Source organism: Vagococcus sp. JNUCC 83 (assembly GCF_053667615.1).
The window spans coordinates 397,506-415,793 of record NZ_CM132204.1 but is presented as its reverse complement, the minus strand read 5'-3'; the positions used below and the strand labels follow the sequence as shown (position 1 = coordinate 415,793).

Annotated in this window: 15 protein-coding genes; 7 read left to right on the top strand and 8 right to left on the bottom strand. The window is 33.7% G+C overall.

Annotation, left to right across the window (positions count from 1 at the left end; genetic code table 11):
* Positions 1–99 precede the first annotated feature (99 nt).
* The 5 genes from JNUCC83_RS01940 to glsA form a co-directional block, all read right to left on the bottom strand.
* Entirely contained in the window at positions 100–810 is a 711-nt protein-coding gene (locus JNUCC83_RS01940) for an aspartate/glutamate racemase family protein (RefSeq protein ID WP_454460573.1), read from the bottom strand.
* A gap of 14 nt (positions 811–824) precedes the next feature.
* Complete coding sequence (locus JNUCC83_RS01935) at positions 825–2,000, bottom strand: carboxylate--amine ligase (RefSeq protein WP_454461307.1); 1,176 nt, start codon at positions 1,998–2,000, stop codon at positions 825–827.
* 83 nt (positions 2,001–2,083) lie between these two features.
* Positions 2,084–3,925, bottom strand: a complete 1,842-nt coding sequence (asnB, locus tag JNUCC83_RS01930) for an asparagine synthase (glutamine-hydrolyzing) (RefSeq protein WP_454460572.1) — start codon at positions 3,923–3,925, stop codon at positions 2,084–2,086.
* 194 nt (positions 3,926–4,119) lie between these two features.
* Entirely contained in the window at positions 4,120–5,628 is a 1,509-nt protein-coding gene (locus JNUCC83_RS01925) for a helix-turn-helix domain-containing protein (RefSeq protein WP_454460571.1), read from the bottom strand.
* Positions 5,629–5,714: 86 nt separating this feature from the next.
* Entirely contained in the window at positions 5,715–6,641 is a 927-nt protein-coding gene (gene glsA, locus JNUCC83_RS01920) for a glutaminase A (RefSeq protein ID WP_454460570.1), read from the bottom strand.
* A gap of 224 nt (positions 6,642–6,865) precedes the next feature.
* Here glsA and JNUCC83_RS01915 point away from each other — a divergent pair, with 224 nt between their 5' ends.
* Entirely contained in the window at positions 6,866–8,326 is a 1,461-nt protein-coding gene (locus JNUCC83_RS01915; protein WP_454460569.1) for an MDR family MFS transporter, read from the top strand.
* A 26-nt stretch (positions 8,327–8,352) separates the two neighbouring features.
* On the opposite strand, the gene tkt is transcribed toward JNUCC83_RS01915, so the two are convergent.
* Both tkt and JNUCC83_RS01905 read right to left on the bottom strand, forming a co-directional pair.
* Positions 8,353–10,353 carry a transketolase gene (gene tkt / locus JNUCC83_RS01910; RefSeq protein ID WP_454460568.1) on the bottom strand — a complete coding sequence of 667 codons (2,001 nt, stop codon included), beginning with the start codon at positions 10,351–10,353 and terminating at the stop codon, positions 8,353–8,355.
* A 96-nt stretch (positions 10,354–10,449) separates the two neighbouring features.
* A complete protein-coding gene (locus tag JNUCC83_RS01905; RefSeq protein WP_117973093.1) occupies positions 10,450–10,692 on the bottom strand; it encodes a DUF896 family protein in 243 nt (80 codons plus the stop codon).
* Positions 10,693–10,837: 145 nt separating this feature from the next.
* On the opposite strand from JNUCC83_RS01905, the gene lexA reads away from it, so the two are divergent.
* The 6 genes from lexA to JNUCC83_RS01875 all read left to right on the top strand — a co-directional run bounded on the left by lexA (position 10,838) and on the right by JNUCC83_RS01875 (position 16,456).
* Complete coding sequence (gene lexA, locus JNUCC83_RS01900) at positions 10,838–11,458, top strand: transcriptional repressor LexA (RefSeq protein ID WP_454460567.1); 621 nt, start codon at positions 10,838–10,840, stop codon at positions 11,456–11,458.
* 112 nt (positions 11,459–11,570) lie between these two features.
* Positions 11,571–11,759: a hypothetical protein gene (locus tag JNUCC83_RS01895; protein ID WP_454460566.1), complete on the top strand. Its 189-nt coding sequence runs from the start codon at positions 11,571–11,573 to the stop codon at positions 11,757–11,759.
* 48 nt (positions 11,760–11,807) lie between these two features.
* On the top strand, positions 11,808–12,854 hold the full coding sequence (locus tag JNUCC83_RS01890) for a M42 family metallopeptidase (protein WP_454460565.1): 1,047 nt from the start codon (positions 11,808–11,810) through the stop codon (positions 12,852–12,854).
* 356 nt (positions 12,855–13,210) lie between these two features.
* A complete protein-coding gene (locus tag JNUCC83_RS01885; RefSeq protein WP_454460564.1) occupies positions 13,211–13,831 on the top strand; it encodes a 50S ribosomal protein L25/general stress protein Ctc in 621 nt (206 codons plus the stop codon).
* 153 nt (positions 13,832–13,984) lie between these two features.
* On the top strand, positions 13,985–15,163 hold the full coding sequence (locus JNUCC83_RS01880; RefSeq protein WP_454460563.1) for a hydroxymethylglutaryl-CoA synthase: 1,179 nt from the start codon (positions 13,985–13,987) through the stop codon (positions 15,161–15,163).
* 12 nt (positions 15,164–15,175) lie between these two features.
* On the top strand, positions 15,176–16,456 hold the full coding sequence (locus JNUCC83_RS01875; RefSeq protein WP_454460562.1) for a hydroxymethylglutaryl-CoA reductase, degradative: 1,281 nt from the start codon (positions 15,176–15,178) through the stop codon (positions 16,454–16,456).
* Between the two features lie 34 nt (positions 16,457–16,490).
* On the opposite strand, the gene JNUCC83_RS01870 is transcribed toward JNUCC83_RS01875, so the two are convergent.
* Entirely contained in the window at positions 16,491–18,272 is a 1,782-nt protein-coding gene (locus JNUCC83_RS01870) for an oleate hydratase (RefSeq protein WP_454460561.1), read from the bottom strand.
* Between the last annotated feature and the right edge of the window lie 16 nt (positions 18,273–18,288).

Sequence of the window (18,288 nt, the reverse complement as noted above, 5' to 3'; positions counted from 1 at the left end):
CAGTCCTTTCACGTATCTTCATTGTAAATCAACCAGAAAAAATATACTAGTTTCTACATAAAAAAGATGACTCCATCCTAAGACAAAGTCATCTTCTTACTAATTTCTATTTTTCAGAGCTAGAGCAACTGTTTCTTCAGCTAATACATTTTGTGGATCAATAACATGTTGATTCATCTGATTTTCCGCATCTTCCACCATAGATAATTCTGTACAACCTAACACAATGACATCACAGTGCAATTCATTAAACATATCATCTAATACTTCATGATATAGTTCATGATCTAGCACATTGTCTTGTTTGATTTTCTCAAAAATAAGCTGACTTACTTTATCCTGAATAACTTGCGTTGGATGCACCACTTCAAAACCAGCTTCTTCTATAAATGGGTCATAAATTTTATTTTTAATGGTACCTTCAGTCCCAATAATTCCCACTCGTGAGCCTTTTTCATAAGCTTCACTCGCTCTTGATATAGCTAACTTAGGCATATGCAGTAGCGGTTTATCTGTTGCTTTTTCCAATTCGTCAAAAAAGTAATGGGCTGTATTACACGTCAGAACAAAAAAATCTGGTGATAATTTATTATACGTTTCAATCACATCAAGCAAGTATGGCAATGGATTATCGTTATTTTCTTTATCCATTATGTAAGAACTTCTATCAGGAATGGTTGCATAATTGACTAACACATAATTTAAATAATCTTGGTCTTTTTTAGCGGGTGTTTTATCATTTACCATTTTCACATATAATTCTGTTGCTTTAGTCCCCATACCACCAATGACGGTAAAGAAATGTTCCATATCATCCCACCTTACTAACCATATTTTTTAAATACTTTTCGGTAATACCTAAACATTCGTTGTAATTGTAAATAACGCTTAAAGTTACGATCACCCTCATAATAAAATGTATAGCCATAACGTTTATCAGCTATCATTTCTCGAGCCATATCTTTATATTGCGTTTCTGGCACATATTTATCAAACACATCGAGTGGCACATTTAGCCACAACATGCCTTTATCTTCAGGAATATTAGCATAAACGGGTTCTGCATCTTTTAAATCGTCATAAACATAATCTCTTACAACCCATTTTGCTAAATTCAAGCCATTAAGTGTGACAAAAAAGCTACTTCTTCCTTGTCTTAAATTAATTTCAAAGAACTTATATGTGTTATCTTTGATATCATACTTCAAATCAAAGTTAGCAAAGCCTGTGTACTTGATATCTTCTAAAAAGTGCTTAACTTGTTGGTAGATAGCTTCATTATAATCGGGCATAATTGCCAAATAATTACCAATACCTAAAGGCGTTGGATCTTCAAGAAGCGGATGCCCTAAACACATCATTTTTACATGATGATGTTTATCCACGTAAACATTTAATACACGAATTGGGCTCTCATTACCCTCAACAAATTCTTGTAAAATCAAATTATCTTTGTATCCTGCACCATAGATGCCATGAATGACACGATTATATTCAGTCAAATTATCAATGATATAGACTTTTTCCTTAATAGGATCAGTAAAATCATTCCACGATACACTATTGGCTGGTTTTAGCGCGATTGGAAACTCAAAGGGTTGTGTTGCTTCTGAGTTTTCAACCATTCGGCGTGTAATAATTTTAGTTTTAGGATATGGTAAATCATATTTTTCGCATATCTCGTAAAAATCTTGTTTGTTAACTAATTGTTTTTCTAATTCCTTATTGATATAAGGACAAACAAATGTTTCAGATAACTCGTCTAAATGTTTAGAAATTAGTTCTGTATACCAATCTCCCATTCCCATTAAAACAACTGGAACATCTGAATTTTTGTATTCTTTTGCCACTTCTCTCATTGTTTCAATAAACGTTGGATCAGTATCAAAATTTGATACAACTTCTATTGCAAGTATGCTTGAGTGTTTGGTTGGTGCGATTGACGCACTAGCAATTGTCCGGACTGGTTTATTTGTAATATCATAAAATGAGCGGGCCATGCCATATAGATTCAAGTCTCCACCGAGTAAAACGGGGATAAACTCTTTTTGTTGAGTCAATACAATCGGTTCCCTTCTTTTAATTAATTTTCAATGAAATAAACACGATACCAAACAATAAACGTATAAATAGTAAATATTTTTTGCATATTTGCTATTCCTTGTTTTTGTTCTTCTAATAAACGATTTAGATAATCGACATTAAAGAATTTTTCAGCTATATCTGAATTAAATGCTTCTTTCAACATCTCTTGGTATTTGTCTTCTTTTAGCCATGATGCAAGTGGTGACGGGAAGCCTAATTTTTCACGATTAACAATACGATCTGGTAATTTTGCTTCTGAAGCTTCACGCCATGCAATTTTTGTCACACCATTTTTCATATCAACACGTGTGTCTGTTGGCATTCTTTTCGCAATTTCTGCTACTTCTTTATCAACTAAAGGCGTTCTAACTTCAAGTGAGTTAGCCATACTCATACGGTCTGCTTTATGCAAGATATCATATGCTAGCCACCCATGAATATCAAAATGTTGCATCTTAGTCACATCATCTTTACTTTTTGCTTCATCAAATAAGTTTTTCACGTATAACGATGATGATTTATTGTAACGAGTATCTTTTAATAAATCATTTCTTTCTGCCTCATTAAACACATAATTCACACGGTAATAGCGTTCGCTAATATCTTGCGCGCCACGAATTAAGAAACGACGTCCATGGAAATGTGGCAAACGTTTCGCTGTTTGAGCGAATAGTTGACGCATATTACGAGTCGTGAATTTTTCATATTTTCTAAAAGTTCCTGCTTCTAGATACGTGTTGTATCCACCAAAGAACTCATCCGCTCCTTCACCTGATAAAGCAACTTTAACATGTTTACTTGTTTCTTTCGATAAAAAGTATAGCTGAATCGCTGATGGATTAGATAATGGTTCATCCATATGGTACATCGCTTTAGGAATAATGCCAAAAAAGTCTTCATCATTAATCATGATGGCAGTATTTTTTTGATCGATTTCTTTAGCGAATTCTTGTGCCCATTCTAGCTCACTAATATTTTTATCGTCAAAACCTAATGAAAATGATTGGATATCACGATCTTGTGACGCTTCATTTAAAATATAACTTGAATCAATCCCACTTGATAAGAAACTTCCTACCTCAACATCAGCAATCATGTGTTTTTTCACTGATTCATCTACCGTATCAATGATATCACGTTTTGCCTCGTCCATGGTCATTTTCTTTTCTTCTTCAAATGTGAAATGATAATATTCATTTACCTCTAAGTCGTTATTTTTATATTTAAAATAATGGCCTGGGTTCACTTTAAAGACATTTTTAAATAATGTTTCATCACTTGGAACATATTCAAAACTTAAATGAATTGGTAATAACTCTTCATTTAACTCTTTAACAAATGATGGGTGATCTAAAAAAGCTTTAATCTCTGATCCCCACATAAATGTGTCTTCATTTTTAAAATAATACAGAGGTTTAATCCCGAAATGATCACGGGCACCAAACACTTCACCTGTTTCAGAATCATAAATGACAAACGCGTACATCCCACGAATACGGTCTAATAATCCTTCTTGCCACGCATCATAACCATGAATTAATACTTCAGAGTCTACTTCTGTTTTAAACTCATAGCCTAATTCTTGTAATTCTTCTCTTAATTCTACGTAATTATATATTTCACCATTAAACGTTAATACTTTCGTATTCGTTTGATTCGTCATTGGTTGTTGTCCATGATTTAAATCAATAATTGATAGGCGTCTAAATCCCATTGAGATAGCGTCATCTTGGTAAAATCCTTCATCATCTGGTCCTCTATGTACAATTCGATCCGCCATTTGTTTGATGACCGTTGGATCAACACCTGGTTGGTTCATATATCCGACAAATCCACACATGTTTTCGTCCTCCAATTTTATAAATAAAACTTCTAATCACAAGTAACTCATAGTTCTTCAACTATCAAGTATACTGCAAATTACCTGTAAATTAAAGTATATATTAGATACTTCTAAATTAAAATAAAATAACCCCACAAATCTGTTAATATTTTATTAAGAATACGAAAAAAACTTTAAGAATACTAACCTTCTTAAAGCTTCTGTTTCTGACTTTTTTCCTGTACAAGTAATTGGCATTTTTTCCCTATCTCGATTAAATCACGTTCTTTAATCGGATAATCAAATAATTGCACATGTGAAGAATATTGATTATTTTCTTCCAATGTATTAGGTATATTGGTTAACACCAAATCAATTTCCTCCTCATGATTAAGTGTTTTAAAAACAATATGATAATCATACTTGTATCGATAAGTAATACGTTCTTCTATATCGCGTTTAATAAAATACGGTAAATCAGTGTCTAAATAAATCGCAATCTCCGGTTCATAACATGTCAGTGGTAAGACCGAAGAAAAAAGTAAAATATATTTTTGCAATAAAAAATCTTCCATCAAAAATAAATTATTATGCGTTTTTTTCTGTAATGTATCAATTAACTTTAACATTTTATTCCTTAAGACAGGGTATCTATCACTCACTTCATTAACCACATAATAGCCATCTACATCAACATGAATACTTTTAAATAGCCGACAAAACATGTGTGCACAAAAACTTGTGATAAAAAAACGTTCTTTTAAATCTGTTGGTATTTCTGTGAAGGTGGATTGAAATAAACTGATAAATTGAATTGTGGCCTGATATACATCTGATTGTTGTTGTTTATGGTAGCCTAAAATTTCTTTATTAAACACATCAGATTCGTAAAATTTCGTTTTTATTTGTGCTACGACTGCATAAAAATAAATTTCAGCTTCCGAATAAATATGAAACTCTTGCATGACACCTCTTAAAAAATCTAATTTCTTTAACAAAGCGTCGACATTAACATAATCCTTCCACTCATCCTCCATCACAACAAAATGTTTTTTTCTCAAACGAATTAAATTTGTCGCTAAAACATATGCCAATTGCTTGCGTTGAATGACAGAAAACTGAAAATGATTCGTCTCTGAAAACAAATCAACCGTTTGATAAATAACCGTTTCATTAATCGTTGAAAACGGCCATCTCATCCCCTTATAGAGTCTCCACATCATAATATAAATAATTATCCGAATTTGTTTTTCATTGCCTATTATGGCATGTGTATGACGTGATAAACTCAAATCATATAGTTCAAACAACACTTTTATCTTTTTTAAGGATGACTTAACTGAATTGACACTGACATAATTTTCAATAGCATACCGCTCAACATTAACTCCATCTTCTACCACGATATATTTTAGTAATTGAATGGTTTCATCTTTTTCATAAATATAATTTTTTAAATCGATATAACCAGACTCACTATCCAAGTAAATTCCCCGATATTTTTCATAGTCTATAACAACCTTGACACTTGAGAATTGATTAAACTCTTCTGACATATCCCTTACTTGTTGGATATATCTTTGTGCTGTTCTTTCTGTTACATTTAGGTAAAGACTAATTTCCTTTGTACTATACCATCGCTTATTCTCCGCAATTAATGAGAGTATTTCAAGCAGTTGCTGATTCGTTGAATTCAGTAAGCGAAACATCTGATTTTCCATCAGTTCACCATCTTTCGTATACTATCCCTTTCTCTTGATAATATTATATACTATTTTAATTATATTGACCGTTTTTTTATTAAAAACTAGTCAAATATATTTAAATTCAGATGATTTACCACATCTCTTAATAATTTCACACCAGCAACACTATTTCCTGATTTATCAAGCGGTGGACTAAATACACCGATACCATAGCGCTTTGGAGAAACCCCCATCAACCCTCCACCTACACCACTCTTTCCTGGTATTCCGACATGAGCTGAAAACTCGCCTGATTCATCATATAAACCAGCTGTTGTCATAATTGACTTAACTAATGTAGCTGATTCTTCAGATATAAGTCTTTTATTATCCCAGGGTGTCACACCTTTGTTTGCTAGAACACTTGCCATCCTAGCAATATCATCTGTTGTCACGTTTAAGGAACACTGCTTAAAATAAACCTCCAATATCTCATCAACATTACCATTCAGCATATGATTTCCCTTTAAGTAATAAGCGAGTGAACGATTAATATCACCTGTTTTAGATTCTGATTGGTAAATGTCATCGTTTAGCGAAATATCGTCGTCGTGACAAATATTTTTTATAAAGGTTAACAAACGACTAAAACGTGTATCCGGTGACTCACCTTTGATAAGAGAGGTTGTCTTAATCGCGCCAATATTAACAAATGGATTAAGCGGGTGTTTATCATGATTTATTTCCATGTTCAAGGGAGAATTAAATGAAAAGCCTGTTGCTTCAGTATTGATATGTTTTAATACTGTAGCTATGCCGTTATCTTCTATAGCCAGTAACAACGCAGGAACCTTTGATATACTCTCTATTGCAAACCGCGTTGAACTATCACCAGCAGAGATAATCTCTTTACTATTAATATCAAATAAAGAGATTCCTAACTGATTTGGATTTACCTGTGCAAGCGCAGGAATATAATCTGCATTTTTCCCTTGTAGACAGTACTCTTTATTTTTTATAACCAATTTTTCCAATGTTTTTGTATCCATCTAACCATCTTCTTTCATTTTACTATCAAATCCATTTTGACTAGAACAAACGAAAAAAAGATGTTATTTTTACAAATCTTCTTAGTTTTTTTCATAAATCTTGTATTACTAAGTCAATACTAAAAGATATTTCTTTAATTATGATAATAAATCACCGTTATATTCACTATAATTTCAAAAAGAGAGAGTAATCTATCATTCATATCAATCAAGGGGGATTTATCATGGACAGTCCTATTGTAAAATTAAAACATCGTAATCTATTGGTGATTACTATCATTATCGGGAGTTTTTGTACAGTACTCAATCAGATGTTACTTACAACAGCTTACCCTGATTTAATGAAACAATTTTCTGTGTCTACTTCAACTATTCAGTGGCTCACCACTGGTTTTTTATTGGTGAATGGCATCATGATTCCAATTAGTGCTTATTTAATGAACAACATTCCCACAAAAAAATTATACATCGGAGCCATTTCTATTTTTTTAGTCGGTACAATCGTCTGCCTAGTTGCAAATTCTTTTGAACTATTGTTAATTGGACGTATCATTCAAGCTATGGGTGTTGGAATTTCTCTTCCATTATTACAAACAATTATGTTGAGCATCTATCCTGAAAATGAGCGAGGAAAAGCTTTGGGGATTGCTGGGATTGTTATTGGCCTTGCTCCAGCTATCGGACCAACATTATCTGGTTTTATTATCGACACGTTTAATTGGCGATATCTATTTGGATTACTCATCCCAATTATTGTCTTAGTTATTGGTCTATCGTTTATTTTTATGCAAAACGTTCTACCTTTACATCCATCAAAAATAGATTTACCTTCTCCCATTCTTTCAACTTTTGGATTTGGAAGCTTGTTATATGGCTTCTCCCTTGTTGGAACACATGGATGGCACGACCCAATGGTTTTAAGTCTATTATTTATCGGTGTATTGCTTATCGCTATTTTTAGTATACGACAACAAAAAATTAACAATCCTTTTTTAAATATGGATGTGTTTAAATCAAAATTATTTAGTAACACAACCGTTTTAAGTGGGATTGTTAATATGGCAATGGTTGGAGCTGAGATGGTATTACCACTCTACATCCAAAATGTCAGAGGATATGATCCGTTTCATTCTGGTCTTGTTTTATTACCAGGAGCATTAATTTTGGGTGTCATGATGCCAATTACCGGAAAATTATTTGATAAATATGGCGCAAAATATCTTGCCATCATCGGGATGAGTTTATTAACCTTTGGAACGGCTTGTTTATGTACTCTAAATGAGAAAACCCCTATGCATTTTATTACGATTATCTATGGTATTCGTATGCTAGGCGTTGGGATGGTAATGATGCCCATCACAACAGCCGGGATGAACTCTTTACCAAATAATTTACTTAGCCATGGATCAGCAGTCAATAATACCGCAAAACAATTATTCAGCTCAATTGGTACAGCGATTCTCATCAGTTTCTTATCGCAAGCTACCTTAAAAGAGATGCCTAAAAAATCTCTCTTACTCAATTCCCCTGTAACCTATAAATCGGATGTCTTATCAGCCACTCTACATGGATATAATATTGCTTTTATTGTCGCAACATTATTCTGTGCATTGGGATTAGCCCAAGCTATTTTAATGGGTGTCAATAAATCGTTAAATAAAACAACAAAAACCCAACAATCATAATTTGATCGTTGGGTTTCATAATACTCTTATAATGAATTAAATGCCTTCACTACATTTTCCACTGTAAAGCCATATTCTTCAATCACTTTGTTGCCTGGTGCACTTGCACCAAATGTGTCAATACCTAATGATTTACCAGATAATCCAACATAACGTCCCCATCCAAATGTTGTTCCCATTTCAATTGAAACGCGTTTGCTCACAGATGATGGCAACACACTTTCCTTATACGCTGCATCTTGTGCATCAAATAAAGTCGTTGATGGCATTGACACAACAGAGACATCCACACCTTCTTTTTCATATAAGGCTTTTTGTGCATCCACTGCCAGTTTCACTTCTGATCCAGTTGCAATTAAAATACCATCTGGTGTGTCACGTCTTGATGGAGATAACACGTAAGCTCCTCGTGCAACACCGTCGTATGCTTTCTCTTTTGTTCCGTCAAGAACAGGTAAGTTTTGTCTTGATAACGCTAAAACAGTTGGCGTTTCAGTTGAAGTTGCTGCTATTTTCCAAGCCGCTGATACTTCATTTCCATCAGCCGGACGAATTAAGTTCACATTTGGCATACCACGTAAACTTGATAATTGTTCGATTGGCTCATGAGTCGGACCATCTTCACCAACAGCAATTGAGTCATGTGTTAACACAAATGTTACAGGTGTTTTTTGAATCGCTGATAGACGTAACGCTGGACGTAAGTAATCAACAAATACAAAGAATGTTCCACCATAAACACGGGTTCCACCATGTAATGCAATACCATTCATCGCAGCAGCCATACCAAACTCACGTACACCAAACCAAATATTACGGCCGTCATATTGTCCTGGTTCGAAATCTTTTTCTGCAGCTACCATTGTATTGTTTGATGATGATAAATCAGCAGAACCTCCCCAGAATGATGAGATTTCTTTTGATAATACTTGGATAGCTTCTTTGCTTGTTACACGACTTGCCGCACTTTCACCTACTTCATAAGTTGGTAGCACTGATTCTAAATCAACTGTGACCTCACCTTTAAAGGCTTCTTCAAATTGTTGTGCTAGTTCTGGATAAGCTTCTTTATAGTCAGCAAATAGTTTTTGCCATGCTGCTTCTGCTTCTTCACCTTTTTCTACCATATCAGTATGGAAACGTGTTGCCACTTCTTCTGGTACAGTAAATGCTGGGTAATCCCAACCATAAGATTTTTTAGCAAATGCCACACCTTCAGCTCCAAGTGGCGCACCATGTACTTTATTTGTTCCTTCGTTTTCTGCACCAAAACCAATAACAGTTTTAACTTCAATCATCGTTGGTTTTGTTGTTTCTTTTTGTGCGGCTTCGATTGCATTAGCAATTTCTTCTAAATCGTTACCATCTTTCACTAAAATATGTTGCCAACCTGATGCTTCCACTCGGCCTTTAACATCTTCAGTAAATGACTTATCTAATGGGCCATCTAAAGAAATATCATTTGAATCATATAAAACAATTAGTTTACCAAGTTTTAAATGTCCAGCTAAACTGATTGCTTCCTGTGAGACGCCTTCCATTAAGTCACCATCACCACATAAAGCATAAGTATAATGATCCACAATGTTAAATTTATCTTTGTTATATGTTGCAGCAAGATGTGCTTCTGCCATCGCAAACCCAACACTCATTGCAATCCCTTGGCCTAATGGACCTGTTGTTGCTTCAACGCCATCAGTATGATGAACTTCCGGATGTCCTGGTGTTAAACTATCCCATTGACGGAAATTTTTTAATTCTTCCATTGGTAAGTTATAACCTGATAAATGCAGCAAACTATAGAGCATAGCAGAACCATGTCCAGCAGATAAAACAAAACGGTCACGATCAACCCATTGTCTTGATGTTTTTGGATTTACTTTTAAAAATTTAGTCCAAAGAGTGTAAGCCATTGGAGCTGCCCCCATTGGTAAGCCTGGATGTCCTGAATTTGCTTGTTGAATCATGTCTAAACTAAGTGTACGAATTGCATTCACACCTAATTGATCAGTTTGATCAAATAACATATAACGCCCTCCTATTTAGGTTTTATTTACCTTTATTACATTTTACATCGAATATTTCTTTTTTACAAGCGTTTTTAAATAAAATAAACACCTAAATTATCTATCATGTAACCCTTTTTCTTTTTGAATTTGTTTTAACTTCTCTGGTGTAACGTCTGTTCCCTCTTCATCAACAACTTTCATGCCTTCTATATGATTTCTCATACCTTTTCGAAAACTATGTAAATACTCTTCTCTTAACAGTTGTTGTTCTTTTTTTTCAACATCAGTCAAACCCTCTGTTGTTTTTGCTTTTTTGGCTAGTTCATTTATTCTTGCTAATTTTTTTTCACTTAACATAAGTAAAAACCTCCTTAAAGTTCTAGTTAAATAGTATCTTAAAAGAAATAAAAAAACAATTATTACCAACGAAAAAGTACGAACATGCGTTTGATTTTAACGAAAATTTATGTTACACTCAAAAAAAAGGAAAAGAGGTATCAATATGTCAACTAAACGTTCTTCAAGACAAATAGACGTTTTAAAATATATTCACGAACAAGTTGAAGAAAAAGGGTATCCTCCAACTGTGAGAGAAATCGGTACAGCTGTCAATCTTTCCTCAACATCTACTGTCCATGGACACCTATCTCGTTTAGAAAAAAAAGGGTTAATTACACGAGACCCTACTAAACCTAGAGCAATCGAGCTTACATCAGAAGGGCTTAAGATGATTGGCGTTAATTCACCATTTATTCCAATGCTTGGAGTCGTCACTGCAGGTGAACCTATTCTTGCTGTTGAAGAAGCATCAGATTTCTTTCCATTACCGCCTGATTTAAAATACGAAGAAAACAGCCTATTTATGCTTACTATAAGAGGCGATAGTATGATTAATGCCGGCATATTTGATGGAGATCATGTTATTGTAAGAAAACAGTCCTCTGCTATCAATGGTGAAATTGTTATTGCCATGACTGACGAAAATGAAGCAACATGTAAAAGGTTTTTTAAAGAAAAAAATCATATTCGATTACAACCAGAAAATGACACTTTAGAGCCTATCATACTAAGCAATGTTTCGATATTAGGAAAAGTTGTCGGCCTTTATAGAAACCATATTTAATAAAGCATGATGTTATGCTTTATTTTTTTCTTTACAAAACGAACAGATGTTTGTATAATACATTTACAAAACACAGAACACATGTTCGTTTAAAAATTTAAGGAGTGATTTTATGTTTGCTATAAGAAGGTATGCTCTTATTTTAGTTGTATTAATAATTGGAATTGTACTAGGTAATTTGGGACTTGATGTTGCTTTAATTATTGTGACACCTTTAATCCTTTTATGGTTGATGCTTTGGGATGAAAAGAGTTATCGTCGTTCACAACAAAAAAATCACCATTTCTCTTATAAAAAATAATCATTGATTTTCAGTGTTGATTCATCTACCCTTAACTTAAAAGAAAGGATGATTAATTTGTCTAAATCAACCATTGAATTAACTAAACAACTAACCAATATTCCGTCTCCAACAGGAAATACATCTGATATTATTCAGTTTATTTCCAACGAGATGAAAGCTGTGGGTTACACACCTACTATTAATAATAAAGGAAGTCTGATTATTACTGTTGAGGGGGCGAATACGAACAAACAACGTTTTATTACAGCTCATATCGATACTTTAGGAGCGATGGTTCGTGCGATTAAACCCGATGGACGCCTTAAACTAGATTTAATTGGTGGCTTTAATTTTAATGCCATTGAGGGAGAGTATTGTACAGTACATACACAAAATAATAAAAATTATACTGGAACGATTCTCATGCATCAAACGAGTGTCCACGTATATAAAGACTCAGCCACTGCAAAAAGAGACCAACAAAATATGGAAGTCAGACTCGATGAAAAAACATTCTCTAAAGAAGATACTGAAAATCTCGGCATTCAAGTTGGGGATTTTATAAGCTTTGATCCTCGTACACTAATCACACCCTCCGGTTATATCAAATCTCGTCATTTAGATGATAAAGTAAGTGCTGCTATTTTGATGAATTTTTTAATTGATTTAAAAAAAGATGGAAAAAAATTACCTTATACAACTCACTTTTTCTTCTCAAACAATGAAGAAATTGGTTATGGTGGAAATTCTAATATCGATCCAAATGTTATCGAGTATGTTGCTGTTGATATGGGCTCTATGGGAGATGATCAACAAACAGATGAATATTCTGTTTCAATTTGCGTAAAAGATGCTAGTGGACCTTATCATTTAGGTTTAAGAAATCACTTTGTTTCCTTATGTCAAAAACACAAAATCCCTTATCAATTAGATATTTATCCCTATTATGGTAGTGATGCTTCTGCTGCTATGAGAGCTGGTGCTGATGTAAAACATGGCTTAATTGGCGCTGGTATTGAATCTAGCCATGCATACGAAAGAACGCATGAAGAATCCATTCAATCTACTGAACAATTAGTGAAAGAATACTTATTTAGCGAGCTATCTATTTAAAGAAAATATTCAAAACAAGTTATTATCTGATATTACAGCTATATTACTTGACCTTTTCTTCTTTTCATCGTATGGTTAGTTCATAAGCTTATATTATAGTGTGGTTTTTTACCATGATGAGCAGGCAATATATGGATTGCTTAAGTCCTTAGTCACCATATTTAACTTAGTAATTAATTATTAATTGTTAAGATTGCCTCAAAAGGTATAATATAGTCTTATCGTTCGTTATTGATAAGTTTAACACTCTTATCAATATCACTAGATAAATCGACAAGCTCATCACAACGATTATATCTACATGAACTAAATAACGAACTAACTAAGATGTTATATTCTAAAGGAGGAAATTATTTATGTCAGTAGTGTTAAAAGTAGAAGAAAGAGCAACTAGACCAAGATCTATCCGCAGAAAACTTAGAGAAGAGGGCCGTGTACCTGGTGCTGTAAATGGTAATGGTATTCAAAACCTATCAATCTCAGTTGATGCACGTCAATTAGAAAAAGATATTCGTGAAAATGGATTAAACGCTGTTTATGTATTAGACTTAAACGGTAAAAAAATCAGTACCTTATTACACACATACGAATTAGATACATTTACTAAATCATGGATTCACGTGGAATTCCTTGCAGTCGATATGTCTCAAGAAACTGAAGTTGAAGCAGAGTTATCATTAGTTGGAACTCCTAAAGGGGTTAAAGCAGGTGGTGTATTAGAACAAAACTTATATAGCATTGTTGTCTCTGCCACTCCAGATAAGTTACCTGAACGCGTTGAAGTCAACGTTGCTAATTTAGAAATTGGAGACTCTTTAGTTGTTTCTGATATTCCAAAACATGATGAGTTTACTATTGTAACTGATGCTGAAGAACAAATTTGTTCTGTATCTGAAATGTCAGCACCTGTTGAAGAAGATACTGTTGGTGAAACAGCAGAACCTGAATTGGTAAATGGTAAAACTGAAGAAGACTAATTTTAAATTTTTAGCTGAACTCTTTAAATGAGTTCAGTTTTTTTATTCTTTAAAAGATTACTAAAGTTAACTAATATCCCCCACTCTTTTGTTCTTTCTATGATAAAATACAAAATGAATAACTCTTATATAAAAGAAAGTAGGTTTATTTGTATGGTTGGTATAGATAAAATTAATTTTTACACTCCAAATACATGTATTGATTTAGAAGAACTCGCAACACATCGTGGCGTTGACCCAGCAAAATTTACTATCGGGATTGGTCAATCAAAAATGTCTGTTCCTCCTATTAGTCAAGATACAGTTAGTATGGCTGCCAATGCTGCTTATCCGTTACTTACGGCAGATGATTTAAATAACATAGATTTAATTGTTGTTGGAACTGAAACTGGTGTTGATGAATCAAAATCTGTGGCGTCATTTATCCATGATTTATTAAATATACACCCCTTTGCAAAATCAATTGACTTAAAACAAGCATGTTACGGGGCTACAGCTGGATTAATGATGGCTGTTGATTTTGTTAAATTACATCCTGATAAAAAAGCTTTAGTAATTGGATCAGATATTTCTAGATATGGCCTAAACAGCTCTGGTGAAGTCACACAAGGAGCTGGCGCGGTTGCTATGCTTATTAGCTCATGTCCTCGTATTTTAGAAATTGAAGATATATCCGTCTCAATGACAAAAAGTATTTTTGATTTTTGGCGTCCAAACTATTCAAAAACAGCTATTGTTGATGGAAAATTTTCAAATGAAGCCTATATTTCATTTTTCAGTGATTTATGGAATGAGTATACTAAACGTACAGAACGATCATTAGAAGATTTCAATGCTTTTTGTTTTCATTTACCTTATACAAAAATGGGCAAAAAAGCATTATTGCCTTTACTTGAAAGAGAAAATCCTACAAACAAAGATTTACTTTTAGAAAGATATCAAGAAAGTACTGATTACTCTCGTGACATTGGAAATATTTACACTGGGTCACTTTATTTAAGCTTTATGTCTTTAATTGAAAGTATGACAACATCACTTAAAGAACATGATCGTATCGGATTCTTTAGTTATGGCAGTGGAGCTGTTGCTGAGATATTTTCTGGACAGTTAGTTGAAGGATACAAAGAAAGGCTATTAACCGACAAACACAGAGATATACTGAAAAAACGACTAACCTTATCAATTGATGATTATACAAATATGTTTAATGAGGAATTACGTATTGATAACGAAGGGAATCACTTGTTCAATCAAGACAAAACAGATACAGGTAAATTCTTTTTCAAAGGTGTTACTCATCATCAAAGAATCTATGGTAAAAATAAAGATTAAGGAGACTCTCTAGTGAATAATACATTTGACAAATTTTATAAAAAAACACGTGATGAGAGACTCTCTACCCTTTTATCTAACCATTATATTGAAAGTGAAGATTATGTTTTATTTCAAAATAACACTGTGTTGGATAACGATGTGGCTAGTTCACTAATCGAAAATCAGCTAACACAGTTTCCTTTACCTATGGGGGTTGCACTAAATTTCACTGTAGATCATAAAGAAATGATTGTTCCAATGGTAGTTGAAGAACCTTCTGTCATCGCTGCCTGTAGTTTTGCTGCTAAATTAACGCGTCCCACCGGTTTTTCAACCGCCATCACTCATTATTTAAAACGTGGGCAGATTATTTTAACTGGTATTAAGGAACCAGAAAAAGCAAAAGAAACCATTTTAAGTCATTTTAACGAAATAAAAAAAATGGCAGACCTATCTCATCCTTCCATTGTGAATCGTGGAGGTGGATTAAGAGAAATTCGTTGCGAAACATTTCACTCAGAAGAACATGATGACTTATTTTTAACAGTCTATTTACTAATCGATGTTAAAAAAGCAATGGGAGCTAACATCATCAATACTATTTTAGAAGGCGTGACCCCTTTTATTGTCGATTTAGTTGGCGGAGAGGCTCTTATGTCTATATTAAGTAACTACAACACAGAATCTTTGGTTACTGCAACCTGTTCTATTCCTGTAGAAAATCTAGCAACGACATCAATAGATGGCAAAACGATAGCAAAACGTATTGAAACGGCCACCCGCTATGCTAACTTAGATACATACCGAGCAGTCACTCATAATAAAGGAATTATGAATGGTGTTGACTCAGTGGTAATTGCAACAGGAAATGACCCTCGCGCTGTTTCGGCTGCTGCTCATGCTTATGCGAGTAAAAATGGTTCCTATCAAAGCATGTCTGAGTGGACGGTAAAAGGCAATAACTTACACGGAACACTTACTTTACCTATGTCTATTGGAAGTGTTGGTGGAGCGATTTCTGTTTTACCAATGGCTCAGGCTAATTTAAAAATGATGCGCATTTCCGATTCTGAAGATCTTGCTCGAGTCATCGTGTCAGTTGGACTAGCACAAAATTTAGCCGCCTTAAAAGCATTAGTCAGTGATGGTATTCAAAAAGGACATATGAAACTACATGCCAGTTCACTTGCTATTCAAGTTGGTGCTACTGGTGATGAAATAGAAGCTGTAACAAAAGAACTAAGACATGCTCCTCATATGAATACCCCAACAGCTATAGATATATTAAACAACATAAGAAACAACAAATAAAAGCAACGTCTAAATTTTAGCCGTTGCTTTTATTTTATAATAAATGATTGTCTTTTAATAATTCTTCGACAAATGTACCTTCTATTTTTTTAAGTTCATGTTTTTCAATTTTACTCATTAACCAAGGTACTTTAATTTCTGGCAATGTTTTTTTATCTGTTAAATAATAAGTTGCTCGAAGTAATGTACGAATGTCAAAAGCTGAAGCAAATACTTCTGGAACACCTCTATCAACTGACATTAATTCATAAACAGCCTCCATTGCTGTTCTAACAGAATATTCTGTGGTAAATACCGTGTCACGTTTTGTTTCTGCGAAATTACCTATAAATGCTAAATTTTTTGATCCGTTTGGTACAACTAATGGCCGATCACCATTAGCTCTTGGCATAAAGTATGAGGTAATAAATGGCATATAAGTTGGTACGACATTGACAGAATTTTTCGCTAAATCATCAATTTGATCAACCGGTACACCAATATGGTACAACCATTCTTTGGCAATTTCCTCACCTGAACATGATGTGATTGGTTTTTTCACATAATTTCCTTCTTTATTAGAACAAAGTGCATAGAACCAAATAACTAACTCATCTTTAGGTTGTTTTTTAAAATGAGGTTGTCGATTAATTGTATAACTTTGACGCCAATTCGAATCTTCTGAAAAGACAATCCCACCTGTAACAACACGTCCTGAATAAGGATCACGCTTGCTTATTTTTTCTAAATAAGGAGCTATTTTTTTATCAAGTGTTGTAATAGTTGCAGAAACCACCCAACTTTCACTTGGTAATTTTTCACAGAATTTTTCTGGATGTCCAAATTCATCACATTGATCCGCTAATTTTTTCCATAAATTCCAACTACCGCCTAAATCGTCTGCTGTTGGTATTGGAGCTGGTGTTGTCTGAGTCCCATACGTTGAACTTTCAGTGATAGATCCATTTGTTACAAACACTAAATCATCTTCTTTTAACTCAATTATTTCATTTTTGCCATCTACTAGTAACTCTAATTTTTCGGCAATTTTTTGGTTGCTCTCACAATTTACGATAATATTTTCAACTTTTGTATTATATTGAAATGTCACACCTTCTCCAGTTAAATAATCAACTAAAGGCATTACTAGAGACTCGTACTGATTGTATTTTGTGAATTTCAATGCACTAAAATCTGCCAATCCATCAATATGATGAACAAAACGCATTAAGTAACGACGCATTTCCATAGCTGAGTGCCAATTTTCGAAAGCAAACATTGTACACCAATATTTCCAAAAATTTGACTCAAAAAATTCTTGACTAAATACTTCGTCAATCCTTTTATCTTGTAAATCATCTTCTTTAGTTAAACACAAAGAGATAATTTCTTTTAAACCTTTTTCAGTTAACGTAAATTTCCCATCTGTATCTGATTGAATCCCTTGGCTATGAATCAAACGACATTTGGATGAGTTAGGATCTTCTTTATTTAACCAATAAAACTCATCTAGTACTGAAGCATTTTCAACTTCAAGTGATGGAACTGAGCGATATAAATCCCATAAACATTCAAAATGACTCTCCATTTCACGTCCACCACGAATGACAAAACCATATTGGTCTTTATCAATACCATCTAGAGAACCTCCTGGAAGGGGTAACTCTTCTAAAATAGTGATTTTGTTGCCAGGTAGTTGAGCATCTCTAATTAAAAAAGCTGCCGCAGATAATGAGGCTAATCCTGATCCAACCAAATAAACCGCTGAGATTTTGTCTGTTCTTTCAGATTTTTTAGGACGAGCAAATGCTTCATAGTTTCCATTACTTGTATACATAATCATGACCTCCAGT